Annotated in this window: 25 protein-coding genes; 12 read left to right on the top strand and 13 right to left on the bottom strand. The window is 68.1% G+C overall.

The window, feature by feature from the left end; all coding sequences use genetic code 11:
- Positions 1–64: 64 nt before the first annotated feature.
- Entirely contained in the window at positions 65–1,078 is a 1,014-nt protein-coding gene (locus LNW72_RS40665) for a Ku protein (RefSeq protein ID WP_250980590.1), read from the top strand.
- 23 nt (positions 1,079–1,101) lie between these two features.
- Here LNW72_RS40665 and LNW72_RS40670 read toward each other — a convergent pair whose 3' ends face one another.
- On the bottom strand, positions 1,102–1,431 hold the full coding sequence (locus tag LNW72_RS40670) for a hypothetical protein (protein ID WP_250980591.1): 330 nt from the start codon (positions 1,429–1,431) through the stop codon (positions 1,102–1,104).
- 113 nt (positions 1,432–1,544) lie between these two features.
- Between LNW72_RS40670 and LNW72_RS42225 the strand changes: the two genes are divergently transcribed.
- Positions 1,545–1,952: a DUF6233 domain-containing protein gene (locus tag LNW72_RS42225; RefSeq protein WP_374117452.1), complete on the top strand. Its 408-nt coding sequence runs from the start codon at positions 1,545–1,547 to the stop codon at positions 1,950–1,952.
- Between the two features lie 811 nt (positions 1,953–2,763).
- The gene (locus LNW72_RS41490; RefSeq protein ID WP_285371200.1) at positions 2,764–2,895 is read left to right on the top strand and encodes a hypothetical protein; all 132 of its coding nucleotides are present in this window, start codon (positions 2,764–2,766) and stop codon (positions 2,893–2,895) included.
- A gap of 259 nt (positions 2,896–3,154) precedes the next feature.
- On the opposite strand, the gene LNW72_RS40675 is transcribed toward LNW72_RS41490, so the two are convergent.
- Together LNW72_RS40675 and LNW72_RS40680 are read right to left on the bottom strand one after the other, a co-directional pair.
- Entirely contained in the window at positions 3,155–3,916 is a 762-nt protein-coding gene (locus LNW72_RS40675; RefSeq protein WP_250980592.1) for a hypothetical protein, read from the bottom strand.
- Positions 3,913–4,200 carry a hypothetical protein gene (locus tag LNW72_RS40680; RefSeq protein ID WP_250980593.1) on the bottom strand — a complete coding sequence of 96 codons (288 nt, stop codon included), beginning with the start codon at positions 4,198–4,200 and terminating at the stop codon, positions 3,913–3,915. Before LNW72_RS40680 ends, LNW72_RS40675 begins: the two co-directional genes overlap by 4 nt.
- Positions 4,201–5,030: 830 nt before the next feature.
- Between LNW72_RS40680 and LNW72_RS40685 the strand changes: the two genes are divergently transcribed.
- A complete protein-coding gene (locus LNW72_RS40685; RefSeq protein ID WP_250980594.1) occupies positions 5,031–6,203 on the top strand; it encodes a hypothetical protein in 1,173 nt (390 codons plus the stop codon).
- A 133-nt stretch (positions 6,204–6,336) separates the two neighbouring features.
- On the opposite strand, the gene LNW72_RS40690 is transcribed toward LNW72_RS40685, so the two are convergent.
- Positions 6,337–7,854 carry a hypothetical protein gene (locus LNW72_RS40690; RefSeq protein ID WP_250980595.1) on the bottom strand — a complete coding sequence of 506 codons (1,518 nt, stop codon included), beginning with the start codon at positions 7,852–7,854 and terminating at the stop codon, positions 6,337–6,339.
- 297 nt (positions 7,855–8,151) lie between these two features.
- On the opposite strand from LNW72_RS40690, the gene LNW72_RS40695 reads away from it, so the two are divergent.
- Entirely contained in the window at positions 8,152–9,051 is a 900-nt protein-coding gene (locus tag LNW72_RS40695; RefSeq protein ID WP_250980596.1) for a tyrosinase family protein, read from the top strand.
- Positions 9,052–9,575: 524 nt separating this feature from the next.
- On the opposite strand, the gene LNW72_RS40700 is transcribed toward LNW72_RS40695, so the two are convergent.
- Positions 9,576–10,118, bottom strand: a complete 543-nt coding sequence (locus LNW72_RS40700; protein WP_250980597.1) for a hypothetical protein — start codon at positions 10,116–10,118, stop codon at positions 9,576–9,578.
- Positions 10,119–10,388: 270 nt separating this feature from the next.
- Between LNW72_RS40700 and LNW72_RS40705 the strand changes: the two genes are divergently transcribed.
- Together LNW72_RS40705 and LNW72_RS40710 are read left to right on the top strand one after the other, a co-directional pair.
- Entirely contained in the window at positions 10,389–12,506 is a 2,118-nt protein-coding gene (locus LNW72_RS40705) for a helix-turn-helix transcriptional regulator (RefSeq protein WP_250980598.1), read from the top strand.
- 3 nt (positions 12,507–12,509) lie between these two features.
- The gene (locus LNW72_RS40710) at positions 12,510–13,064 is read left to right on the top strand and encodes an XRE family transcriptional regulator (RefSeq protein ID WP_250980599.1); all 555 of its coding nucleotides are present in this window, start codon (positions 12,510–12,512) and stop codon (positions 13,062–13,064) included.
- Positions 13,065–13,138: 74 nt separating this feature from the next.
- Here the strand turns inward: LNW72_RS40710 and LNW72_RS40715 are convergent, their stop codons facing one another.
- The 6 genes from LNW72_RS40715 to LNW72_RS40740 all read right to left on the bottom strand — a co-directional run bounded on the left by LNW72_RS40715 (position 13,139) and on the right by LNW72_RS40740 (position 19,982).
- Positions 13,139–13,510: a hypothetical protein gene (locus LNW72_RS40715; RefSeq protein ID WP_250980600.1), complete on the bottom strand. Its 372-nt coding sequence runs from the start codon at positions 13,508–13,510 to the stop codon at positions 13,139–13,141.
- The gene (locus LNW72_RS40720) at positions 13,507–13,848 is read right to left on the bottom strand and encodes a hypothetical protein (RefSeq protein WP_250980601.1); all 342 of its coding nucleotides are present in this window, start codon (positions 13,846–13,848) and stop codon (positions 13,507–13,509) included. Before LNW72_RS40720 ends, LNW72_RS40715 begins: the two co-directional genes overlap by 4 nt.
- Before the next feature lie 4 nt (positions 13,849–13,852).
- Entirely contained in the window at positions 13,853–15,724 is a 1,872-nt protein-coding gene (locus LNW72_RS40725) for a TniQ family protein (protein ID WP_250980602.1), read from the bottom strand.
- The gene (locus LNW72_RS40730; RefSeq protein ID WP_250980603.1) at positions 15,717–16,751 is read right to left on the bottom strand and encodes an AAA family ATPase; all 1,035 of its coding nucleotides are present in this window, start codon (positions 16,749–16,751) and stop codon (positions 15,717–15,719) included. Before LNW72_RS40730 ends, LNW72_RS40725 begins: the two co-directional genes overlap by 8 nt.
- Positions 16,752–16,962: 211 nt before the next feature.
- Complete coding sequence (locus LNW72_RS40735; RefSeq protein WP_250980604.1) at positions 16,963–19,227, bottom strand: transposase; 2,265 nt, start codon at positions 19,225–19,227, stop codon at positions 16,963–16,965.
- Positions 19,224–19,982, bottom strand: coding sequence for a TnsA-like heteromeric transposase endonuclease subunit (locus LNW72_RS40740; protein WP_250980605.1), 759 nt, complete (start codon positions 19,980–19,982; stop codon positions 19,224–19,226). The genes LNW72_RS40735 and LNW72_RS40740 overlap by 4 nt, the downstream gene beginning before the upstream one ends.
- 199 nt (positions 19,983–20,181) lie before the next feature.
- Here LNW72_RS40740 and LNW72_RS40745 point away from each other — a divergent pair, with 199 nt between their 5' ends.
- From LNW72_RS40745 to LNW72_RS40765, 5 genes are all read left to right on the top strand, one after another.
- Entirely contained in the window at positions 20,182–20,820 is a 639-nt protein-coding gene (locus LNW72_RS40745) for a hypothetical protein (protein ID WP_250980606.1), read from the top strand.
- A 40-nt stretch (positions 20,821–20,860) separates the two neighbouring features.
- A complete protein-coding gene (locus tag LNW72_RS40750; protein WP_250980607.1) occupies positions 20,861–21,454 on the top strand; it encodes a hypothetical protein in 594 nt (197 codons plus the stop codon).
- Positions 21,455–21,531: 77 nt separating this feature from the next.
- On the top strand, positions 21,532–21,837 hold the full coding sequence (locus LNW72_RS40755; protein ID WP_250980613.1) for a DUF6247 family protein: 306 nt from the start codon (positions 21,532–21,534) through the stop codon (positions 21,835–21,837).
- Positions 21,834–22,094, top strand: coding sequence for a hypothetical protein (locus LNW72_RS40760; protein WP_250980608.1), 261 nt, complete (start codon positions 21,834–21,836; stop codon positions 22,092–22,094). Before LNW72_RS40755 ends, LNW72_RS40760 begins: the two co-directional genes overlap by 4 nt.
- 120 nt (positions 22,095–22,214) lie before the next feature.
- Positions 22,215–23,120, top strand: a complete 906-nt coding sequence (locus LNW72_RS40765; RefSeq protein ID WP_250980609.1) for a PIN domain-containing protein — start codon at positions 22,215–22,217, stop codon at positions 23,118–23,120.
- Positions 23,121–23,168: 48 nt separating this feature from the next.
- Here LNW72_RS40765 and LNW72_RS40770 read toward each other — a convergent pair whose 3' ends face one another.
- Positions 23,169–23,459 (bottom strand): hypothetical protein, encoded by a 291-nt coding sequence (locus tag LNW72_RS40770; protein WP_250980610.1) that lies wholly within the window; start codon positions 23,457–23,459, stop codon positions 23,169–23,171.
- 543 nt (positions 23,460–24,002) lie between these two features.
- Positions 24,003–24,186 (bottom strand): hypothetical protein (locus tag LNW72_RS40775; protein ID WP_250980611.1); only part of this gene is annotated, 184 nt, incomplete at its 5' end.

Raw genomic sequence — 24,186 nt, forward strand, 5'->3', positions numbered from 1 at the left:
TCGCGGGGTTACGGGGTCGGTCGTAGCGTCGGAATATGACCAGCTCAGGCATGGGATTCGTGCGATGAAGCCGCTGTGGTCCGGGACGGTGAGCTTCGGCTTGGTCTCCATCCCGGTGCGCCTGGGATCGACGGTCAGTAGCCACAAGATTCCGTTCCGGCAGATGCACAAGGCGGACCACGGCCCGGTGCGGCATCGCAAGAAGTGTGAGCTGGACGAGCAGGTTCTCGAACCGGAAGAGATCGGCCGTGCCTACGAGACGCCGGACGGGACGCTGGTGGAGATCACCGACGACGAGCTCGCCGCGATGCCGCTGCCGACCGCGAAGACGATCGAGATCAGCGGGTTCCTCGACATGGCCGGCGTCCCGGCCACGCAGTACAACGCCCCGTACGTGCTGCAGCCCAGCTCCGGTGGGGACAAGCCTTACGTGCTGATGCGCCAAGCCCTCGCCCGGTCGGGGAAGGCTGCTGTCGGGAAGGTGGCGCTGCACAACAAGGAGCAGCTGGTTCTGATCTACGCGTACGAGGACGTGTTGATCGCCCACACCCTGCACTGGCCGGACGAGATGAAGTCCCCTGCCGAGGCGGCGCCGACGCGCACGGTGGAGCTCGCGGAGCGGGAGATCGAGGCGGCGATCGCGCTGATCGAGGCCCTGGGCGAGGCGGACCTGGACGCGTACGAGGACCGGTACACCGCGGCGGTGGCCGACCTGGTGCACGCCAAGGTCGAAGGCGCCAACCTCACCCCGGCCAAGGCCCCGCAGCCCGGCAAGGTCGTCGACCTCATGCAGGCCCTCGAGGAAAGCCTCGCCCAGGCGAGGAAGAACCGCGGCCACGACGAGGACGCCACCGTCCACGACATCGCCCCGGCGAAGAAGACCGCCAAGAAAGCGCACGCGAAGAAGATCACGGCGAAGAAGGCGGCAGCGAAGAAGACCACCGCCAGCCACGCATCGACGTCGACCGCCCACACCCGTACACACGGCACGCCCAAGACCGACGAGGGCAAAAAGTCCACCGCGGCTGCCAAGAAGACGGCGGCGAAGAAGAGCGCCGCCCGCAAGCGCAGCGCCTGACCGTCGGCGCCGAAGGACTGTGGTCAGCGGTCCTCGGCGAGATCCTGGAGGCGCGCGCGAAGCGATTTCATCGTGCCGCTGTACCTTGCGGCAGCTACCTCCGGGTGCCCAGTCAGCGCTTTGAGGGCAGTCAGACGTTCGGCTTGGAGCCGGGTGAGTTGGTCGGCCTGCTCCGCCGGCCAGGCGTTGCGTAGGGCCGCCTGCTTGGGGTCCCACCCCGTGTCCGGGTCGGGGTGCAGGGCGCGCCGCTCGGCGGCCACGGCATCCGCATAGGCGGAAGCCGCCGCGTGGGCACGGTCGTACGCGCGCTGAAGCGCAATGAGGTCCGGAGACGGTTCGGGCAGGTCAGGCATGGAGGCAGGCTACGCGGCGGCCCTGACATCGTGGGGAACCGGGCGCGCGTGCGATGGGACAGGGTGACGGCGAAGGTACCCGGAATGACGATATTCGAACTATTATTCGATGCATGGGTAAGGTGCAGGCTCCGCGGGACGGCCGGCCGGTGGCGGTGGTGCACCTGCCGGGCGGTGAGGTCCGAGAATGCGTGGTCGGCCGGCGTCGGCAGGCTCCGGATGGGACCTGGTGGTACGAGTTGTCGCCGTCGGTCCCGGAGCCTGCGGCCGCCCCGGACTCGTCGCCGTCGGGTGGCTGGCCGCCGCCGGCTGCCGGCTGGCGGGCCAACCGACGGCATCTCGCCGACGGCGAGACGTGGGAGATACACCGCGGCGGTTGCTGGCTTCCGGGCGAGACTGAGCTGACCCTGGAGCGGGCGCGTGCGCTGTTGGCGTCGACAGCCGGGGTGGGCTGCGACGTGTGCGACGCGGCGGAAGGCCTCCGGCAGCCCGATGGGCCCGTAGCCAGGGAGCCGCGATGAGGAAGGCCGGCTCTACCGGCCCGGCCCCTTGTTGGCCGAGCCGGCCCTTCGCGGGGGCTGCTTGTTCGGCCCCCCTGCGGTAGAGCGGTTCGTGGCCGCCCCGCTCCGTCGGCGTGCCTGAGGGCCGACGGCCTACGTGCGGAAGGCGTCAGATTCAGGCGTTGGCTGACTGGGTCATGGACTCGATGCGCGACGTCAAGGACGCCCTCGGGCGCGACAAGTTCCACATGGTCGACGAGTTCGTGATGGAGAACGTCTTTCGCGAGCTCAATCACTGTCTGCCGCAGGTGGAGGACTCCGTTTGCTGCGTTTTCGCAGTTCAGCGGCACAGCGGAAGCTGCAGACCCCTGCCCTTCGCACATCGTGGAGGAATGTCGAGACTGCGGGCTCATTGCCGTAGCGAGACAATTACTTAGCGCAATAAGTGATCTGCATCACACGATTTGGCAATCCTAGCAAGGGCTTCCGGATGCAGTGACAGCGCGCTGACCAGGGGTTCTCAAGGTGTCAGGGCGTTTTGCATAATGCGGGGCACTTTCGCGGGGTGATCTCTCGGAAGCAGCACGCAGAAGCGGTGTGATGGACGTGGGTTGTCGTACACGGAGAGCAGAATGGTGCGCAGGCCTTGCGGGCCGCACCGGAAACGGCGGCGGCCCCCTGCTCGTAACAGGAGGCCGCCTTCGCAGTACCCGATCGACGAACCTGGAGGTCCATAGTGGGTAACCACGATTCCGAGGGTAAGCGTTGCCAGTGTCAGCGTCCTCATCCTGCCTTCCTTGAGGGACCGCCTGTCGGCTCTGAGAAGCCGAAAGTGTCCCTCTGTGCTCGCATCCGCGGTCACCGCCTCACGCGAGCCGCGGCCGACGAGGCGACCCGGGCAAGCGCCAGGGCCATGACCACCGGGCTCTTCCTGGTGCTCCTGCACTGGTGGCAGACCCGCTAGCCGGGAGCCGCCACCCACGGCGCTGAGTGGCGGACATCCCATCTCACGAACACACGGCCCCGCCGGCGCACGATGCCGGGCAGGGCCGTGGGGTGTGGAAAGGGTGCCGGCAGACCCGGGGACGCGGTGTACGTCTTCCGCGGCAAGGCGGATGCTGGCAGCCCGCGGTGGAGCGGCAGCAGATCCCGCCGCAGCCGTATGACCGTGCCCCTTCCCGGTAACCGTCGGGAAGGGGCACGGTCATGATGCACCGGGGGCGTCAGTCCGCGTCGTCTCGATTCCGGTTCTGCAAGTGGCGTTCACTTCTCCGGTACCGCAGGGGGCGTTCACCGCCACCTCCCAAGAAGTAATCCACCAGAAGCCATAGTCCTGCCAAGAAGTAATCCACCAGAAGCCGTAGCCCCGCGACTCCTGTCGCGATGACATCGCTCAGCCGCTGCGCCCGGATCATCCAGCCCAGTAGCGTCGCGGTGGCGACAACCTGGGCACCGGCGACTCCTGCGATCCAGGGTTGGCGGATCACGAAGGCGACGATCACCAGAATCGCCGATGCGGTCGCCATGATGATGGCGGGGGTCCGGCGGGAACCCGTGGCACTGCCGATGATGCGGACCCTGCCGCCGACGATGCACGGCATGAGGCCGGTGGTCTTCTCGGACATCTTGCGGATCTGTCCGTCGATGTCCTTCTTGGGGTTGCCGCGTTCGGCGGCCGCCCGACGCCACAGGTTCTCCAGCTTCCTGGTCGCCGGCTTGCCGGTGAAGAGCTCCCACAGGTGGCAGGTCTCGCTGTAGTACGCAAAGCGGGCGCCGGACAGGATGCGACTGATCACCGGCACCGTCAGATGCATCGTGGCGGTGGACCGCTCTTGCAGTTCGCGCAGGCCGGTGAAGTGGCCGCGGGCCTTGTTCCTGTCGTAGACGAGGCGCAGGTACGCCACGAACTCGTAGTTCCTGGGGCCCAGTCCGTCGACGATCGGTCCGAGCGTCGTTGTGCTGGGCTGTTGCTCGGAGAGCGTCATGCGGCGTTCTCCTGGCTCGTGATCGTGCCCTCGGCGCTCTGCGCGTCCTCGGCGCTCGCGCTGCGCTCCAGCGGGTCGGGCAGCGGCGCGTCGTTGCGGGCCGGCGCGGCCGGGCCGCTGAAGGTCCGCTGGACGGCGACGGCGGCCGCGGCCACCGCACCAATGGTGGGGACGACCGCCACCTCGCTCAGACCCATCGCGTACAGGACGACGGCCAGGCCGCCGAAGAGTACGACAGTTGCTATGAGCAGGCCGAGTCCGCTCGGGTTGCTACGGCTGTTCACGCTTTCTCCTTGATCAACAGCATCTGGTCTTGTCTGGAGCGAGGGGCGGATCCGGTGCTTAGCCCACATCGGAGGTGCACCGCTCATCGCGCTGCCGACAAGCTAGACGATGATCACCTTCTGTTACACCTCGGTAGCTGTATGAAGTGCGCAGGAATGTCCCTGACCTGCGGAAATGCCGCGAATCATGAAACGCTGGGCATCGGACCTAGCACATAGTGGGATTCGTGATTTCCCTTGAAGAGCGGTGGCGCCCCCTGACCTGCACAAACGGCCCGAAACATGAAACATCATGTTGCAAAGAGACGCGTAGCCGGGCCTAATGGAGGACGGTGCCGTCTCGCGCTACGGCTGGCCGGCACCGGGGGAGTCTTGTCTGGACACCCAGTTGTGCGTTCCGCGTTAGCCCCGCGGGACATCAGGGGCGGGCCCTCTACAGGGGTCCGCCCCTTCGCATGCCCGGACCGTCACCCGCCGCCGTGGCCGACACCGCCTCCCTGGGGAACGCGCTACCGACCGTGGTGCCCGGTTGCGGCTGCCAACCAGTCAACGGGCTGCGGGGATGAACCGCCAGAGGTTCGCTGACCCACTTCGTTTACCGCGTTTACTGGGACATTCGTGCGAAGGAAAAGCCCAGCTCACCGGGGTGAACCGTCCCCGTCAGCGAGAACGCGAACCTTGATCGAGTCACCCGATCGGGTGAATGGGTTGTCAGTGGCCGCTCCTACCGTGCGGGCATGACCGCACTGCAGAGAACTGCCCCTGTCCCCGTTCTGCGCGCAGGCCCGAGCTCGCCGGCCAACGTGCCGCCTTGGGTTGGGTGGTGAAGTATGAGCCTGACGTCCGGGCTGAAGAGCCCCCGCACCCCGCTGCGCCGTTTCCTGGACCGTGAACTGTCCGCCGGCCCCAAGCCGTTGCGCGCGGACTTCCGCGCCCGGCACGTGCCCGACCGCGTGCTGATGCCGCCGCCGGGGATCGGCGGCGAGGCCGGCACCATCGGTACGGCGATCGACCAGCGACTGCGCCTGGCCTTCACCGCGGCCGCCCCGGTCGACGACGCCAGCCTGGACGGCATCGCCGTCGCCGCCACGATGTCGGACACTCTGGCCGGCGACCGCATGGGCGCGGTCGGCGCCGAACTGGTGGAACACCTGGAAGCGACCGTGCACGCCCTGTCCCTCGACGACCGCCGGCAAGACCTCGAGCGCGCGCACGACGAAGAGCAGTATTTGGCCCGGATGCTGCTCGCGGCCGCCTGGTTCGCCGTCGCCTACCGCAACTGGTACGGCTTCACCTTCACCCCGCTGTACGAAGCCGCCCGCGAGGATCCCGCGGCTTTCACCCTGGCTCGGCTCCTGCAGCTTCCCGTCCAGGTGCTGGTGGACGACGTCGTCGACCAGGTCCACCACGCCGCCGGTGGCCCTCTGGACTTCCTGCGCCAGGCCAGTGCGCCGGCCGACTGCCGCGGCGGCCCGACGTTTCCCGGTGCTCGGATCAGCGCCGACGCCGACCTCCTGGTCGACGGGCTGCTGCTGGACTTCAAGAGTGCCTCCCGCCCCCACAACTTGCCCCAGCAGACCGTCTGGCAGCTGCTCGGCTATCTGCTGCTCGACACCGCCGATCGCTATCGCATCGACACCGTCGGCCTCTACCTCACCCGTAGCGCTCGCCTGGTGAGCTGGCCCGTTGAGGACTACCTCGATCTGCTCGGAGCTCGCCGCCGCGAGCTCCAGGAACTGCGCAGGGTCTTCGCCGACCTGCTGGCAGGCTGCCAGGCCGACGCCGACCCTCACGTCTTCGGTGACAACCCAGCCGCTGACCGGCTCGTGGAAGAACTCGCCGCCGTCATCCCGGCTGGCCACTGCCACGTGTGTGCCCGGCCCCTTCCTGTCGGGGTGGCGCGCTCCTGGTGCTCTGCGTGGTGCCATACCCGCCAGGCCACGTTGCGCAGACGCGGTTGGCTGCCCGCGCAGTCCGCCGCGTCCGTCTCGGTCCGGCCCTGAGCTCACTGCGCGGCGGCCGACCCGCCGCGCGCCAGGGCTGTCCCCGTCTCAACGAAGTTCGATTGGCCATCAAGTCAATCGACCGCGACTGGCGGTGGCGTGGACGCCAGTACAGTGACAGCCATCCGTCCGCTCAAGTGTCGGTGGGTTCGTCGTCTGTCGTTGCTGGCTGCGTCTCCGTGGCGAGCACCGGGAACCTGGGCCAGGCGATGTGTTCGAGCAGCCAGGCCGGAATGGACCAGATGCCGTGGGGTTCGTGCAGTTCATCGCCGTGTACGGCCACGGGGTAGGCGTTGGGACCCTGGAAGCCGTCCCGGCTGCCGCCCCACCAGGTGTCGGCGTTGTACTCGCACTCCACGCCGATCGTGCCGACAAAGGTCTCCTCGCCGTCGCCGTGCCAGAGGTCGATCTCCGCAGTCCAGTTCTCGCCGTCGTGGGTCAAGACGACGTGAGCGCTCGTTCCCGGGATGTTGAACCGCTGTCGGTCCTCGAGAGCTCCTTTCTCCAGCGCGATACCGGGGACCATGTTCAGGGCGTCGATGAGATCAGTTTCCGCTTCGTCGATCTCGTCGAAAGCCCGCTCAAGGAGCATGGCGGTGGCGTCGGTGTCAGCCGACATGGAGGTGACGACCCCATCAGCGAACTGGAAGGTGAGGTTGGCGCGCACCAGGACGTTGCTGATCGAAAAGAGCGCTACCTCGGGGTCGCCGCCGTGGAGCAGCCTCTGGATGGTTGCCTCGCCGGTCGCCAGGAAGAACACCATCGCGTCGGCGGTCTTCCGGTGCGCCGTGCCGGGATCGGTGGGTCTGGGCCTCCGGTCGGATGGCACCTGTTCTGCGCTCTCGCCCGCTTCTACCCGGACGACCCCGATGCCGGCCAGCGCGACGAGGCCCGTCACGGAGGCACCGTAGCTGCTGGGGCTGCCGAGCCCGGTGTCTTCCTCCTCTAGCGTGTTGGTGAAGGCCGCTTCCAGCCCCACGATGCGTCCGATGTCGAGCGCATCCTCGTCCTGCTGATCGGCGGGAAGACGCGCGGTCAGGTAGCGGATGATCGCGGAGCGCGCGTGCCCGTCGTCCACGCTGAGGTCGAACAGCGTCGGACGCAGCTCGGCCAAGGTCCGCAGATTGGGTACGGGCTTCTCCCACGCCTCGAACGCTGCACGAACGTCGCCGTCGCTGGTGACGATGAGGACCTCCCCTGGGTCAGCGAGGTCGAGGACGTCGCGGAGCCAGGCGCTGTCGCTCGCGCCCGTCTTGGTGGCCTTGGCGAGGTCTTCCGCCCCCTTGAGCTTCGCTGGGGGGCGGAGGAGAACCTGGTCCTTCAACCCCTCGAGCGCACTGCGGCCGGTGAGCTCGATGACCTTCACGTTGGGGATCTTGGCGAGGTTCTCCAACACCGCCGCGATCACTTCGTCGCGAGTGGCGTATCCGGTCGGCGCTGGCACTTCGAGGCCCGCGCTCTGCAACCGCTTTCGTTCGTTACTGGTCGCGCCCTTCAGAACCTGCCAGTCACGGGCTAAGTGTTCCGCCCACTCCCAGGCAACGGGTTCTGGCACCCAGGTCTCGACACCCATCCCGGCGAGGCGCTGAGCCCAGCGGCCGAGTTGGTCGAGGTCGGGCCGTGCGTGGCCGTAGGCGTTCGCGTCGAGCACTACGGCCTTGAGCTTCTCGAGGTCTTGAGGGGTGAGGCGGACCTGCGCTTCGTCCGCCGGTTGGCTTTGTACGCGAGTAGCGACGTCGTTTCGACACGACATTGGAAGTCGCACGCTCGCGCGAATTGACGGTGTTCACGAGAACGGGAGGCAGTCATCCCGGGCTTCGTGCGGCCTCGGTACTGGGTACGGCGGTCATCGGTGAGAACGATCACGACGCCTAGCGCGGAAGCGGTGTCGTTGCCTCGCCGCTTTCGCGTCGTTGGCAGGACACACGACCGAGAGGCAGTGATCGACATGGCAGGACCAGGAGTCAGCCGGCGCAGGATGTTGGGCTGGATGGCCGCCGCCGGGGCGGCCGGGGTGGCGGGGGCGGCGACCTTCGGCACGCGGTTGGCGGCCGCGGTGCCGGCCGCGGAGGTGGTGACGCGTCCGGAGATCCGCCAACTTTCCGACGGCCAGCGGACGCGGTTCTTCAACGCGGTCAAGACACTCAAGAACAACAACGCGGTCAACAACCAGTACAACCAGTTCGTCGCCGTCCACTACAACAACCAGACCGCCGGTCACGGGGTGCCGGCCTTCCTGCCCTGGCACCGCGAATACCTGCGCCTCTTCGAGGCCGCCCTCCAGAAGATCGACCCGACTGTCGTCCTGCCCTACTGGGACTGGTCCCGCGACTCCCAGGCACCGGAGAGATCAGTCATCTTCAGCTCCGCCTACTTCGGCGGCAACGGCGCCGGGAGCAACCGGTGCGTGACCAGCGGGGCCTTCGCCGGCTGGCAGGTCAGGATCCCGAACCAGCGCTGCCTGCAACGCCAGTTCAACGGCGGCTCCACGATCGGATCCTGGTACAGCCCCGGGATGATCGAGAACCTCCTGAACACGAACAGGACGAGCTACGACCAATTCCGCCGGGCGATCGAAGGCAGTCCACACGCGAGCGTCCACGTGAACATCGGCGGCGACATGAGCCAGATGTACTCCACCAACGACCCCCTGGACTGGGTCCACCACGCCTTCATCGACCTCCTCTGGGCCGAATGGCAAGCACGCAACCCCAGCCTCGCCAACACCTACCAGGGTTCGACGAGCACACTTCTGCGCCCCTTCGGCGTCACCGTCGCCTCCACCCTCGACACCCGCTCCCTTGGCTACACGTACGCTCGCTGGAGCGGCTCCTCCAGCCCGGCGTGACGTGGCCTGTCCTCCGGCCGCTGCCGGAGGACAGGCTGAGGTCAGCCGCGCAGCGGACAGGGCGGGGAACCTCGTGCAGCAGATGGATCTCCCGCCACGCATCCGCCGACAGCGGGGCGGCTCGCCCCGGCGTGGAGGAGTAGACGGGCAGCAGAGTGGCACCCGGTCCGTATCGAAGAGACCTCACTGGGCACCTGCCTGGTGCATCCGACCGCCATGAGTGACTCCCGAACTCATGGACATTGACCATCGCGGCAGCACGCGAAGTGACTCCCGAAGTCGTCAACAAACGACTCCCGTTCCCGTGTCCACAGCCAGCCGGTCGCGGTCGGGGAGTACGTGCCATGCCGGGATTCTTCCAGGGAGAGGTGGCTACGCGATCCAATCGGTAAAGATCATCTGGCGCTGTCTCTCTCCCTGCCTCCGCGACTTCAACGCCGAGCTCGCGATGAGACGAATCAAGGGCCCGTGTCCTGTGTCATCGAACCTTGAGCGTTGTCATCCAAGATTGAGTGGCAGGGTGATCAGCTACTCGGTCGCCAAGACGACGGCCAACTCGTGCGCTCGGGGATGGCTCCCCCCGGGACCTGCAGGCTCGCCCGCGCTTTGTCGTAGAAGCTTTGCCGGGCAACCCTGTATGTGGTGTATGCCTGGTCCCAAGCAGCCGCTTCTCCGGCCAGAAGTCCCCGCGCCATCCACTCCAGATGCCAAACAGCATCGTTCAGCTCACGGACGGCAGCGGCTGTCGCGGGATCTGCGAGCAAGCGCAGAGGCTCGGTCATGGCCGCTCGCCGCTCTTCCGCCTTCGCGGCTTGGTCAAGCGCATCGTCCCCAGGCTCGACAGAGGTGGAGTCCGCAGCCATGCCTTGATGAGCAGCAAGCCGCTGGTACGTAACGACGCACGCTTTGATCGACTGGCCGTAGTCGCTATACGCCTGCAGAAGTAGCCCGTCCCACCGCGCTCCCTGCTCCCTCCGCCAGCGCGTGCGCTCGTTCAGCATCCCTACCAAATACGACAACACCGCGCCCAATGCGACGCCGATCAGGGTCGATAACTGATTGATCACCCGTCCCCCTCCACGGTCGGCAGCGCCCTGTGACGCCCGCCTCCATCAGGCTGCGGGGTGCCGGCATTGTTCAAACTTCGCCGGGGCAAGTGCTGGTCGCTCAACCTTCGGTGACAACACTCAAGGTTCGATGACACGGGACAGCCCGCGGATGACCCCCCGCGCCCTCCTGTAACCCTGCCGCCTCCCAGAATCATCAGAAAGGGTTAAAGGAATGGGTTAAATTTTAGGGTAAGCACTGTTAGGGTGAGGTACGAAAGGAGGCTCTCCATGCCCACCGAGGAAGAGCTGTACGCGAACATCGACGCGTTGCTGCAGGAGGAGCCACAGCTCCCGCCCCCGACGGAGCGCGCCCGCCTGCGGGAGGCGGCTGGCATCACGCAGGCGCGTCTCGCGACTGCGCTCAAGACCACGACGCAGACGGTGAAGAACTACGAGAACGGCAGGAGCGAGCCCAAGGAACCGCGGCTTTCGGCGTACCAGCGGCTGCTGAACGGATGGGCCGCGAAGTTCCCCGCCCACGGAACTCCCGCCGCGCCCGTCCAGGCCCCCGTGGCCGCGCCGCCGCCCGCCCCGGTGCCGGAGACGTTCACTGCCGTGCCCACCGTCGAGGCGGACCTGGCCGAACCCGACCCTCCCGCCGATGCGCAGCCGGTGCGTCCTGCCCGTCCGGTTGTGTCGTCGCGCCGCCCGGCCGCTAAGAAGGCCGCCAAGGCTGCGCTGGACCCGCGCTTCCCGCACGGCCCGCTCGCCGTGCTGGACGGTGACGGCTCCGCGTACGGAGTCGACGGGATCGTGCTGGACTGCCCGGCGACCACGATCCCGGAACTGGTGGAGTGGACCCTCAAGGAGTCCGGCCTGGGTGCCGCGAAGCTCAACCGGCACGGCAAGGACTCCGACCCTCTGATCGTGCTCACGGCCGCGGCCGCGGTGAAGCTCGGGCTGCCGGAGCGCCTGGAGGGCCACGAGCAGCGCCGTAACCTGCGCCTCCCTGAGGACCACCCGGTGGTCAAGCAGGTGGTGAAGGCGAAGTGGCAGCTCACCCAGCGCGGGTTCGGTCCGTGGGCGCGGATCTACCGCAAGGCGCAGGGCCGTGAGCGGCAGTGCGTGCAGCTGGCGATCCTGTCGTGGGACGCCCTCGATGAGCGGTCCTGGCCCGGTGTCGCCGAGATGGAGCCGGCCGACGTCGCCCGCGTCCTGGGCGTGTACGCCCAGCGCGTCATCACCCCGCGCGGCAGCACTGCCGTCTCCGGCTTGGAGCTGATGACCGCGCTGCGCCCGCCAACGAAGGCTGTCCAGGACCCGGCGACCGGGAACTGGGTGTCCGGCTACAACCAGGGCTCGCTCGGCACAGAACCGATGGACCCGGCGCCGCCGGAAGCGACCCCCGAGCACCCCGTCGTCGTGAACTCCGGTTGGAGCGGCGGGTTCCTCAATGAGGAGGCGTACCAGTGGGTGCGGTCGGTGGACTCGCTCTCCGATGAGGAGTGCCTGCTGCCGTACGCGGTCGGCCTGGACCTCAACACCGCGTTCCTCGCGGCCGCGGCCCGCCTCACCGTGGGCCTGTCCGCGCCGGACCATTTCACCGCCCCGACGTTCAACCCGAAGATCCCCGGCAGCTGGCTGGTCGACCTCAGCGGCATCGACCTGGACCCGCGCCTGCCGTCACCGTTCACGCCGGACGGCACGCGTCCGACGGGACCCGCCTGGTACCAGACGCACACCGTCGCCTACGCCCAGGAGCTCGGGCACGACGTGCACCCGATCGAGGCGTACCTGCGCCGCGAGACCGGCGCGTACCTGGACCCGTGGCACGACCGCCTCAAGACCGCGTACGTCGACACCCTCGCCGACCTCGGCGTCACCAAGGACCTGGACGACGCGGCGTTCCTGGCCGCGATGGAGCAGCACAAGCAGAACGACCCGGCCCTGGCCGCCGTGCTCGCCGCCATCAAGGCGACCGTGAAGGGCGGCGTCGGCAAGCTCCGCGAGCGCCCCCAGGGCAAGTCCTACAAGGAGGGCGAGCCGTGGCCGGCCCTGCAGCGGCCGACCTGGCGCCCGGACATCCGGGCCGCGGTCATCAGCAAGGCCCGGGTCAACATGCACCGCAAGCTCAACAACATGGTCAAGATGACCGGCCTGTACCCGCTCGCCGTGCTCTCCGACTGCGTCGTCTACCCCAGCCCCGGCGACAGCCCGCTGGACTTCCTCCCCTACGCCGCTTCGGGCAAGCCGCAGCCCGGCGGGTTCCGCCTGGGGGCCACGCCAGGCCTGGCGAAGCTGGAGGGTGTGCAGTCGATGCTGTGGGCGGTCGAACTGATGGAGAAGGGCCTGAACCCGGCCCGCCACATCAAGGGCGGCGACGCCGTCCTGGACGAAGGGGAGTAGGCCATGGGCGATATCGAGGACGCCATCGAGCGCGCCGACCGCGAGGCATTCACCCGTCAGCCGCCCAAGACGCTTACGGCCCGTATCAACTACCTGCTCAAGCAGTTGGGGACCGCGAAGGCGGTGGCGGCTGAGCTCGGCATCACCGCCGACTCCGTCAACCGCTACCGGCGCGGCGCGAGGAAGAACCCGCCCAAGGACATCGCCGCGAAGATCGACAACGCCGTACGGCAGCGATGGCAGCCTCAAGTACGCAAGCGCCGGCGCCAGCAGGCCGCCGCCAGCGGGATCACCGTGGAGACCCGGGCCCGGTTCGGCTACGCGTCGTCCGCCGGATCGACCGACGACGGCCGCTTCCGCCGCCTCACCGTCCGTCTTCCCGCCGCGTACGCGCAACGCCTCTTCGACGCCCGCGACACAGGGGCCAGCGACCAGGACATGCGTGGGATCATCGCCGAAGGGTTTAAGGAAGTCTATTTCCAGGACGGCGGAGGCCGCGCCATGGGACTCTCGGACGTAACCCTGAATGACATCGATTACCTGGATCTGGATTTCTGAATAGGAACGAAATCATGACCGCTGAATTCCCGCTGAGCCGAAGCACGATAGTTGTCACAAAGGCAGGCTTGTTGTCACTTCGCGTCGGCGTCTGGCTCTTCCTGGGTCCTGGGAGTGGCAACGCCGGTGCAGGCCAGTACTGCTGTGGCGGCATCGTTGAGGAAGAGCATGAACGTCCATGACGTCTCTGCCGCGTCGATGCGGCCGATGCGGAGGGGCTCTTCTCCTGCCTGTTGGAGGCGGTCGACGGTGGCGGCGAGGGCCAGTGTCGGTTGGCCGCGCTTTTGGGTGAGGCGGAGTCGGGTCCGGTATGTGTGTGCGAGCTGATTGGCGGGGACCAGGCCGTCCCAGACGATGAAGGTGCCGCCGCTGAGCAAGGCGTCGCGCGCCGGTGGGCAGGCTGAGGTCTGCGCGTTGAGCATCGCGGCGAGGTCGTCGCGGGTCACGCGGTGACCTCGCCTATGGGTGCTGCGTCGAGGTGCTGCCTGGCGGCGATCCAGATCAGTTCGAAGGTCTCTGCCGTGATCTCAGCGGCGTCTTCGGCGTCCTGCCAGCCGTCCAGAGAGCCCTCGGCTAGGACGCCGTAGCGCCGCTCGTAGGCGGACATTGCGGTGGGATCGGCGTGGTCCCTGAGCGCGAGGACTTCAGTGAGAGCGGCTGCCGTGACCGGCAATCGAGCCGCCCCTTGCAGGTCGACTTGCCGCCTCGCCCACCCTTCGTCGTCGAGCTCCAGGTAGGTCCAGATGTCGTCCTGAGTGCAGTGGGTCTGGATCCACATCGTCATGGACCTATGATCGCTGATCTGTTCGGCGAGGCGCGTCGATGGCTTGGGCGAGAAGGTCAGCGTGGTCGTCGAGGAGGCGCTTGAGCTGACGGTAGTAGGGGTGGTCCTCGCTGCGTCGGAGCCAATTGCCGACCGTAGTGCGCTGCCGCATCCAGAGGTGTCGTGCTGCTGGGTCTTCCGCGATGTCGGCTGGACAGGGAGAGAGGTAGTACTCGCCTTGAGTGACCCGGGCCCAGATGTGGGCGGAGACGGCGAGTCTCTTCCGGTCGTCGGAGACGGCCCGGTTTCCGGGCCTGATCTCCAACTTGTCGACCATGCGCTGCCAGACATTGGGCTCGAGCGTCCAGCTGGCGAGGGCCTCACGGCGGCGCTGATAGTTGATGAGAGGGGACGACTCCAGGTCGGCGGCGATCGCGTCGATGGCCATATCGAAGGCATGCAGGTTGTCCTGGGCGCGGATCCAGTTGCCGAGCAAGGTCCCGAATCCGATCAGCTTGTCACTGGCGCTGATGCCGAGGAACTGCGCGGCTTCGTTGAGGCCGCGCCCCTGGGCGCGTCGGACGAGGTAGGTGGAGGCAGTGCGTCGTAGGAGACGGGTGCTGATGCCGGTGAAGGCGCTCAGGTGTCGGTCGGCCCACTCCTGGGGGAGCAACGCGGGGACGTGCTCGGGGCCGTAACCGATACGACTCAGCGGGATCCTTTGGCCGCCTGGTTTGGTGCGGCGGAAGTTGAAGACGAGTGTTTCGCCGACGCGCTGGAACCGCTCGGAGCATTCTTCGCGGTGGATCTTGAACGCCCGGTCCCAGGAATGGTGCCGGATGGGAGGGATGCCGGTGCGGGTGCGGTTCTCGACTGGCGCCAGCGGTGCGAGCGCGGCGCGCAGGTCGTCGGCACTCAGGAGGATGTCGGCGGCGTGGAGGAAGGCCGCGCAGGCCCGGGGGTCGGTGGGTGGGGCGTTGGAGAGTTGCCGGGCATCAGGAGCGTGATGTCCGGCGACGTGCTGGTCGGCGGCCGTCACCGCGGTGCTGGTAGGTGCCGGTCTTGCCCGGGGCCAGGTGATGATGATCAGCGCGGCGACCAGTTGCAGTTCGGTGAAGTACTGGCTGGCTATTTCCGCGGAGTGCCCGGGAGCGAGCATTGCGGTGATCTTCTTCTGGAGTGTGAAGAGTCCGGGATCGGGGCGGTCCGCGGCACTGGCCTCGATCTGGTCGAGCCGGCCCTGGCAGAGGGCATCCCAAGTCCTGGGCCGGCGTTGGGCCTCGGGGTGTGGGTGGCGGCACTGGGCGGGGTGGAGGCCGGTGATGGTGGGCCGGGCGACCAGGTGGCCGTAGTTGCGGGTGCCGACGGGCTCGTGGCAGGTGGGGCAGAGGTGTTCGAGGAAGCGCTGGTGCCGCAGGCAGGCGAAGACCACCGGTAGTCGCCAGGCGCGTTGCCAGGGGCCCCCGTGCAGGTCCTGGACGGGGGAGCCGTCGCCGGCCAGGCAGGCGGGGCAGTAACGGACTGTGGCCGCGAACAGCCCGTCCAGCTGAGGAACTCGTTGGCCGAGCCGGAGGTATTCCAGGGTCCGGGCGATCGGCGGGTAGTGGGAGGCGAGAGGGGCCAGGGTTAGCGCGGTGGTCTCGACAGCGGTGAGGCGGGTCGCGGAGGCGAAGTCGGCGGCCTTGGTCATGGGCAGTTGGGTTGACCAGGCAGCCTTGGCCATGGCCTGGGTGTTGTTCTGGATGTCGGCCAGGCCGGTGCGGCGGAGGATCCGGTCTGGGGAGACCCGCAGGCGGTGGGAGAGGCGGAGCACGAACCCGGACAGGGACTCTCCGGGAAGGGGTTCCAGGCTCCGGCCGAGCTCCCGGACGTCGGTTTCCTCGGGCGCCTCAGCCATCGGCGGCCGGCCTTTCGCCATGGTCGTCGAAGACCGTGTTCCGTGGCTTCTTCCTGCTGGTCTTCTTCTCCTGGGGAGGGCGGACGTTCTGGGGGATCTCGGGGATTTCCCCGGCGTCCGGGTCGAGGTCGGCGAGGTCACCGAGGTGGATGGAGGTCCGGGCGAGAAGTTCCGGGGTCAGCTGTTCCTCGCCGTTGGTGATCGCTTCCGTGCAGCCGTCTTCGATCAGCCGTCGCAGCAGGCCGACGATGCCGCGCGTGCGGCGGAACAGGTACTCCGGCATCGCTCCGGTGGTGAGCATGCCCTCGAAGGAGCGGAACAGCCTGAGCTGGTCCTCGATCCCGGCGAGGTGGTCCAGGAACGCGGTGATGCCCGCGGGGGTGGAGTAGTCGAACGGGTCGAGGTCGACCAGGTCGAAGCGGCGCTCGGTCTGGGTGGAGGCGGCGTCGTTGTGGCTCCTGCCCTGTTTGACCTCGGGGAAGACCCATTGTTTGGTGCGCGGGTCGACGTAGGCACTCCGCAGCAGGCCCGATCGCGGGATGTCGACGCCGATCAGTACGAGTGTGACGTTGAGATCCATCAGTTCGCGGATCAGGTCCAGGGTGTCCTGGTCGTCCTCGCGGTGGAGCCGCAGTCTCGTCACGTCGTCGATCAGCAAAGCGGTGGTGTTGTGATCTCTGATCGCGTCCCGGACCGCCCGGATCAGGTCGTCCAGGGTGTTGGGGTGGGGGTCTCCGTAGACGTCCAGGATCGTTTTGCACAATGCCTTCGGCGCCGCGCGTACCGGCAGACGGCAGTAGGCGACGGGCACGAACAGGTCGCGGGTTCCCGGGGTCTGTCCGGGCAGGAGCTGGCGGTGGACGTCCCGCCACAGATCCTCGAAGGAGGCGGCCGCGTCGCACGCGGTCTCGGTCTTCCCCTGGAAACCCCCGCCGTTGACCATCAGGCCGTCGCGGGTGCCGGGCATGAACTTCACCGCGTTGTTCTGCAGCCGCCCGCGCATCAGGTCGGCGACCCTCACACTCATCGGCGTCTCCTGGAGACGCATGTTCACGTGCGTCGCGGTCCGGTGCAGGTTATGCAGGGCCCGGCGCCTGGGGCTCAGCGCCTCGTACTCCTGAAGCGACAGGCGCGATGCCGGGATGAACGTTCCGCGTGCTTCCCGCCACTGCTGCCACCCTTCCCATCTGGTGCGGTCCGGCGGCGGGCCGACCCGTAGGAACTGGATGATCGGGTTCTCATCTGGCGCTGGCCGGTCCACCACGGTGTTCCTCTTCCTCGTCGTCCTCGGGCAGCAGGAACACGTTGCGTTCGCGGAAGCTCGCCCCCAGCCGGGGCGGCGGCTTGGGGACAGAGCTGACGGCCGCCTCCCGTCGGCGGCGGCGTTCGCTGTCGACGGCGTCCTGGGTCTGCTGGGCCCGCCGCGGCCACTGCAGCACTGCCGCCGTCATCTCCTCCTGCCCCGCCGTTTCCTCCGGTGCTTCGGGCCTCGCGGCCGGGCGGTCGGCGGCGGCGGCCTTGGCCTGGGCGACCTCGCGCGCGTGCTCGGTCCGCTGCGATTTCTTCATCTGGGTCGGCCACTGGCTGACCGGGATCCGTGATCCGATCAACTCCAGCAGGACGGGCATGAGTTCGGTGTCGGACTTCGGCCTCATGCCGCCGGCCGCGGCCTTCCGCAGGAGTTCGCGAACGCGCGCGTCGCCGAAGGCCGGCATCTGCCCGACCGGCGGCATGCCCGTCCAGGTCAGAGGATGCCAGTCGTGGGTGATCGGGTCCTGGAAGTAGACGTGGCGCCTGTCCCGGGGGTCGCGCCGGATGACCCACTGGCCTTTGTGTTTTCCTCCGCGCGTTGACCGGTTGCCGCGGTAGTCGTGCAGGACCTTCTCGTCGTCGTACCAAAGTCCGCGGATCTTCACCCCGCGTCGGGCGTGGATGCGCACGTAGTGGACCGGCAGCAACTCGTAGAACAGCTCCGGCGAGGGGATGTCCATCGCGAACCCCGTCTGCGCGAACGAGGCCGCGAACAGGGAGTTCGGGCTGTGGGACCCGTTCGGGTCCCAGCTCGGCGCGTACTCGCCCAGTTTCCGCGTCTGCCAAACGGACACGATCCACGTGGCGATCAGATGTTCCATCTCGTCGACGGTCAGTACCGCGTCGGCGGCCGGGTCGGCCCCGCGGTCGGCGGTGTCGACTCCGGTGTAGCCCGTCAGCTGCTCGAACAGCAGTTGCCTGATGACGCCGAACGCCCGTTCGCAGGCGGCCTTGTCGGTAGGGCGCATGACCCGGGCCGGCAGGACGTTGCAGCCGATCACCCGCTGGACTTCCACCAGGTGATGGTTGCGGTAGACAGAGCCGTGGTCGGTGGTCACGGTCTCCGGGGTGAAGAACGGCAGGCCGGCGACCTTGTGCCCGGCGAACTCGGCGATGACCGCGGCCGGGATCCCGGGGTAGGGCCACTCCAGCTCGTCGCCCCAGTCCGCCCGCATGGGCAGCGGCATCATCACGTCCCGCAGCAGCATCGCGACGTCCACCGACGTATCGGACACGAGTGTGAGCCGGAACGCGATCAGCGAGTGTGTGTAGACATCCAGAGCCAGCGTGAGGTGCACCTTCACCGGATCGCCGAACACGCCCTCGCGGACCATGACAGGCAGGATCGTGGTGTCCAGGGCGACGACCTGACCCGGCCGGTGGATCACCACATGCCCGTTCTTCATCGGCAGTTCCGCCGACCGGGCATAACGCTGCCGGGCACCGCCGGGGCCGAACCATGCCCGCCAGGCCCGGCGGAGCGTGTCGTAGCTCGGCACCTTCGTCTCCGGGCCGAAGGTCTCGCGGACGTACTGTCGGATCATGCGGTCCTTCGTCCGCATAGACACCTTCGCCCCGCGCAGGGTCTCGTCACGGACCGCGAAGACCGCTTCTCGGACCTCCTCGCTGACCTTCGGATCGCCCCCGCCCTCCCGCAGCCAGCGGTCGTCCGCGCAGCCGATCAGCCCGAACCGCCTGCGCGCGTTCTCCCACCGGATCAAGGTGCGATAGCCGACGGCGTCCAGACCCAGCAGTCTTGCCTGCTGCCGGTCCAGGGCCAGCAGCTCGGCCACCTTGGCCAGGCGACGGCTCGTCAGCGTCGTGGTGCCCGGGTCGTACTCGGGCTTCGGCTCTCCCGGCCCTGGCGTCAGCGGATCGCCGCCGCGGAACCCGGTGGCCACCTCCTGCAGGTGGGCCAGCCTGAGCTCGGTGAGCTCCGGCCTGCCCTTCTTCAGATCCTTCACCGTCTTGGCCTGACGGCCACGGTCGGCCCCGCCCGCAGATGTCCGTGAGGACGACCGACAGCCCGGATGGTTGGCCAGGAACCGGAAACTCACCCGCTGCCGTGTGCCGTCGGCTCCGACCAACTGCACCCGCCCCAGGTGCGGCTCACGTTGCGCAACGATCCACTCCGCGCCGTCCAGCACCAGCCCGGCCCCGGGCGAAAGATCCAGCACCGCCGCCGCGTTCATCGCCCCGCCTCCGCGGCCAGGAGCACGGGCGAGCGATCCTCCAGCGGCTCAGTGAGGTCCACCCCCAACTGCCGGAGCCAGAGCAGGTGCAGCAGTTGGGCCCGGGCCACCGGCTCACAGCTCGTCGACGCGGCAAGTTCACCGAAGGTCAAGCCCCGTTCAGCCTGGACGAGCAGAGCAGGCCGCAGCCTCAGCGGATCGGTCCGGATACGTCGCCTCGAGGAGAACGCGTCCAAGGCCGGCCCTGTGTGCTCCCGCCATCGAGCCGCCACCATGTACTGCCAGCCGCAAGCGACGGCGACCTCGGCCGCCGCAGCGAAGGACTCCTGGTCCGCCTCTTTGATCAATCCTTCGGGACGCACGTCGATAAGCCAGACGCCCGAACGCGTCACTACGAGGAAATCCGGCGTGTGATTCCTGCGCTTTCCAGCGGCGATGAAGCCCAGTACCAGCGGCTGCGAGACGACGTGGACCAAGTCTCCGGCGAAGTCCAGAGCGAGCAGCAGCCGGGCCTCTTCCAAGCTCTCCGTCCCGCGATGATGCTCACTGCTGACCATGAACTGAAGCCCCGGACGATGATGCTGCCCTCGCCACCAGGAAAACCAGCGGATCGGATCGCTGTCCATCATCGGCGACTGCACGAGGTCCCGTACGGAGCAGGACATGTGCTCCCGGCCGCTCTGCCACGTCACCGACCACTCACAGGGCCAGCCCTCACCCAGGTCCAAGCCGGGCCTGCCCGCGTCGACGGACACCGCGACGAGAAGGTCATCCCACCTGCAACGATGGGACCACAGAGGCCCTCGAGCAGCCGACTGGACTACCCTGCCGAGCTCAGCGCGTGCTTCAGCCATGACCTCATGGAAGCGTCACGGACCGTCGGCGGCCCCCGGTCTTCGATACTGGTGACAGAAAGGCTGCAAAATGGCCGTTGGTGACAAGCAGAATGCCTCATTGGTGACAACCAGCTTGCTTCACGAGGCCCAAACGGCCAGCTCGCCCCGTCCTGAAGGTGACAACTATCGTGCTTCGGCTCACCCGCCCATCGACCGCGACAAGAGCCCGCTTCCCGACGCCGACCACGACCCTGTCCGCGTCGCCGACGCGCTGCGCCGCAGCCCACACTTCACCGCCGCCGACGCTGACGCCAGCGGCGACACGGTGTGGTTCACCACCGAGGCCGGCATCAACTACAAGCTGACCTTCAAGGACCCGGAGCCCACCGACGACGACCTGCTGCCCGAGCCGGTGCTCACCGAGGCCATCGCCGCAGCGATCCTCAACCACCCCGGCTTCGTCATCGCGAATGCGGACTCGCCGCGCGAGGACACCATCACTATCCAGACCCGCAACCAGGTGCGCCACCTCCTGGTCCTGGACGTCGACCGCGGCAACCTCCTCGCCCCGGAAGACCTGTCCACCCCGGCCGTCGACGTCGCCCTCGCCGCCGACAAGCTGCTCGCCAGCGACCCGAGCGATGCGGAGCGCGCCACGGCCGAACTCCTCAACTACGTGGCCGCCACCTGGGACAAGCAGGACCTCCCGCTGCGCGAGCACGCCCAGGCCGTCGCCCGCACCCTGCGCACCCGGTAGAACCCGATCAGCGCGCAGCCCGACCACGGAAAGAGAAACCATGACCGCCGCATTGCCGCCCATCGACCACGACAAGAGCCCGTTAATCGACGCCGACCACGACGTCGTCCGCATCGCTGATGCGCTGCGCGCCAGCCCGCACATCCGCAGCGTCACCGCCGCGGAACCCGGCGAGGAGACGATCTGGTTCACCGACGACCACGGCACCGGCTTCGCCCTGGCCCTGACCGGCGAGGAACCGTGTGCCGACGACCCGCAGACGGTGGCCTACACCTGGGACGCTGTCGCCGCCGCGATCGGCAACCACCCTCACTTCGTCCACGCGGAACTCGCCAGGGACGGCTTCGGCCCGGAAAAGCTCGACACCATCACCGCCCGCACCCGTACCGGCAACGAGTACACGCTGAAACTGACCGTCGGCCTGCCTCCCCACCACGGCGTCCCTGAAGAACCGCCCGTCGCGGTCGCCGACATCCTCCACGCTGTCGGCCAGCTCCGCGCCCACCTCACCAGCGACCCCGCCGGCGTGACGCTCAACGCGGCTGCCGATCTCCTGGAGCACATCGCCGGGACCTGGGACCAGCAGGACGACCAGACGCGCCAACGCGCCTACGTCCTGGCTCTCTCCCTGTAGAAGGGATCTCACCCATGCCCCCATCCACGGCCACCCGGCGCGCGTACCGTGAGGTGACGACCCGCCGGGAGGACCAGATGAGCGCGCAACCCGACCACGCCCCCGTCACCGCCCCCGCGCCCGCGCCCGGGGCGCCGGCCGAACTCCTCGCCCAGCTGCGCACCGACCGGCGCGCGGACCGGTGGGTGCCGGCCTTCGAGGGGCAGTGGGCGGCCGCCCTCGAGGAATCGCGCCGCACGTTCTCCCTCGCCAAGCTGTACGAGGTCGTCCAGGAGTGGCAGGGCCTGATCGCCTCCGCTCCGGCGGTCGACGCGTTCGTCGCCTCCGGCTACGACGACAGCGACTTCATCGACATGGCGGAGCTCCGCGGCAGGCGCCGGTGAGCGGACAGCCGTACGCGGTCCGCTTCTCCGCTCCGGCCGCCAAGGTCCTCAACGTCCTGCCCGAGCACGCAGAAGACACCGTGTGGGACGTCCTGGACGCCGCCGCCACCGACCCCTGGGGGTTCCGGCAGTTCAACGCCGACGACCCCGAGGGCCAGGACGTGCGCCATGCGTCCGTCGGCCAGCTGTCCCTCACCTATTGGGTGAACCGGCCGCTGCGCCGCCTGTCCGTCCTGACCATCACCTGGCTCGGATAGCCACCTGGTGACAACGCCCCGCCCCCTGGCACTCGAACTGTCAGGGGGCGGGGCGTTTTGCATTGTACGTGGGCTGTGCAGCCGTCCAGGTATGTCAGTGGACTGGGCCATCATCGGTGGATGCCGCAGAAGAAGCCCCTCCCGCCGACCTACCAACAGCGCCTGCTGGAGCAGCTCGACGCGATCGAGCAGGACTACCTCACCGTGCTGGAATCCTCCGAGATCCAGTACGTCAACCCGAACAAACCAGGCAGCGGCATGTACATCCTGACCGCCGCGAACTGGGGATGGGGACCCAGCAGTCCCGCGCTGGAGACCTGCAGGATGGACCTGCTGCGCCGCCTGCGGGGCTGGGAGCCCCGCTTCCGGCTGCTGTTCCCGCACCCGACGCCCGAAGCAGCGACGAAACTCAAAGAGGGCATCGAGCATCTGGAGCGCTGGCTGCTGCGCGAAGGGACGTGGAGCGACTGGTCCGTCCCACAACAGATGCCGCAGGCGGTGCAGCTCCTGCAGGCGACGGTGCAGCAGTTGCGGAGCCTGAGCGATCTCCTGCCGACGGACCCGTGGCCGGTGCGCCTGACCGTCGACACCAACGCCCTGATCGACAATCCCGACCTCGCCGCCTACACCGGCCAGATCGGGCCGCGCTACATGGCCCACCTGCTGCCGGTCGTGCTGCGCGAGATCGACGAGCAAAAGCGCACCGGCCGCAACGACGCCCTGCGCGAGGCGGCCAAGAAGGCCGACCGGCGCCTGAAGGGACTGCGCACCAACGGCGACATCACCGTGGGCGTGCGGGTCGCCGGCGACGTCCACGCCGTCTTCGAGTACATCGAGCCCAAGTCCGAGGCGCTGCCGGACTGGCTCGACCTGGACGTCCCGGACGACCGGTTCATCGCCTCCACCCTGCTCCTGCTGTCCCAGCACCCCGGATCCGCGTGGTACGTCGCCACCAGCGACATCAACATGCAGACCAAACTGGCTGCCGTATCCCTGCCGTTCATCGAACCCCCGGACCCCTCGTAGGCCCGGCCGCCCAGGTGCATGCTGCCGCAGCGCTGCGGGTCGATTGCCTCAGTTGGCCGGCGGCAGGGCCAGGGCTGGGGTGGCTGTCCCGTAGAACACCGCCCGGAGACCGGCCACGGCCTCGGTGATCGCCGATTCGCCGTGGTCCTCCAAGCAGGCGTCCATCAGCTTCTGCGCGGCCTCGGCAAGTGCCGGGTCGTCCGCCATGCCCAGCGGGAGCCCGGCCGCGGCGACCCTGGCCATGTGCGGGGCCAGCGTTGCCGCCTCTTCCACGCTGCGCCGGTTCCAGTCGTGCACCACCCGCGCCGACGGGCGAGCGCCACGACCGCAGCGTTCCACGTACTCTCCCGTGCCTGCCAAGCGGACCAGAACTCGATCGCGGCCATGCCCCCCATCCGCCATCGCGTGGTCCGGCTCATCCAGGTCACCTGGTAGATCTTCCGCGCTGTGATCAACTCCGCGGCCGCCACGACCAGCTGCTGCATCTGCATCAGCCGGCGTTCACGTTCTGCCTGGACCGCATCGATGCGCTGCTGGCGTCGCGAAAGCCAGAACCCCAACCACACACCCGGCAGCGCAACCGCCCCGCCGACCAAAGCACCGATCACTGTTTCCATCACGCGCACAGCATGCGCCGCTTCCTCCGCAGGGGCGGGGGGAACTCCGTTTCAGGGACCAGGCGGAGCACCCATCAACTGTTTTCCCAGCTAGACGCGCCGAACCATGACGTAGTGAGGGTGTGAGGTGGGGGCGTGCGACGCGTCTCTGTGCGCCCTGGACCCGCCCGCCCGCCCGCCGGACGATAGGCCCATGGGCACCCGCGACCAGGACGACGTCGCCGGCCCGGCGCGACAGCGCCGCCCGGCGGGGGCTCTGGGCTGTTCACCTGCTTCCGGTCCGATGACGACTGAACGCGTCCGGTGTTTCGTCGGCGGCCGCCAGCCGGAGATACGGCCGGTGCATGGCCACGAGGTGTTCGATCTCCTCTGGGGCGAGCCGGCAGTCTGGGCAGTCCACGGGGTTCGGTACGCCATGCTCGCAGGGGGCGTTGTAGCCGGCCCAGAAC

Origin of the sequence: Streptomyces sp. RKAG293 (assembly GCF_023701745.1) — a bacterium.
GTDB lineage: Bacteria > Actinomycetota > Actinomycetes > Streptomycetales > Streptomycetaceae > Actinacidiphila.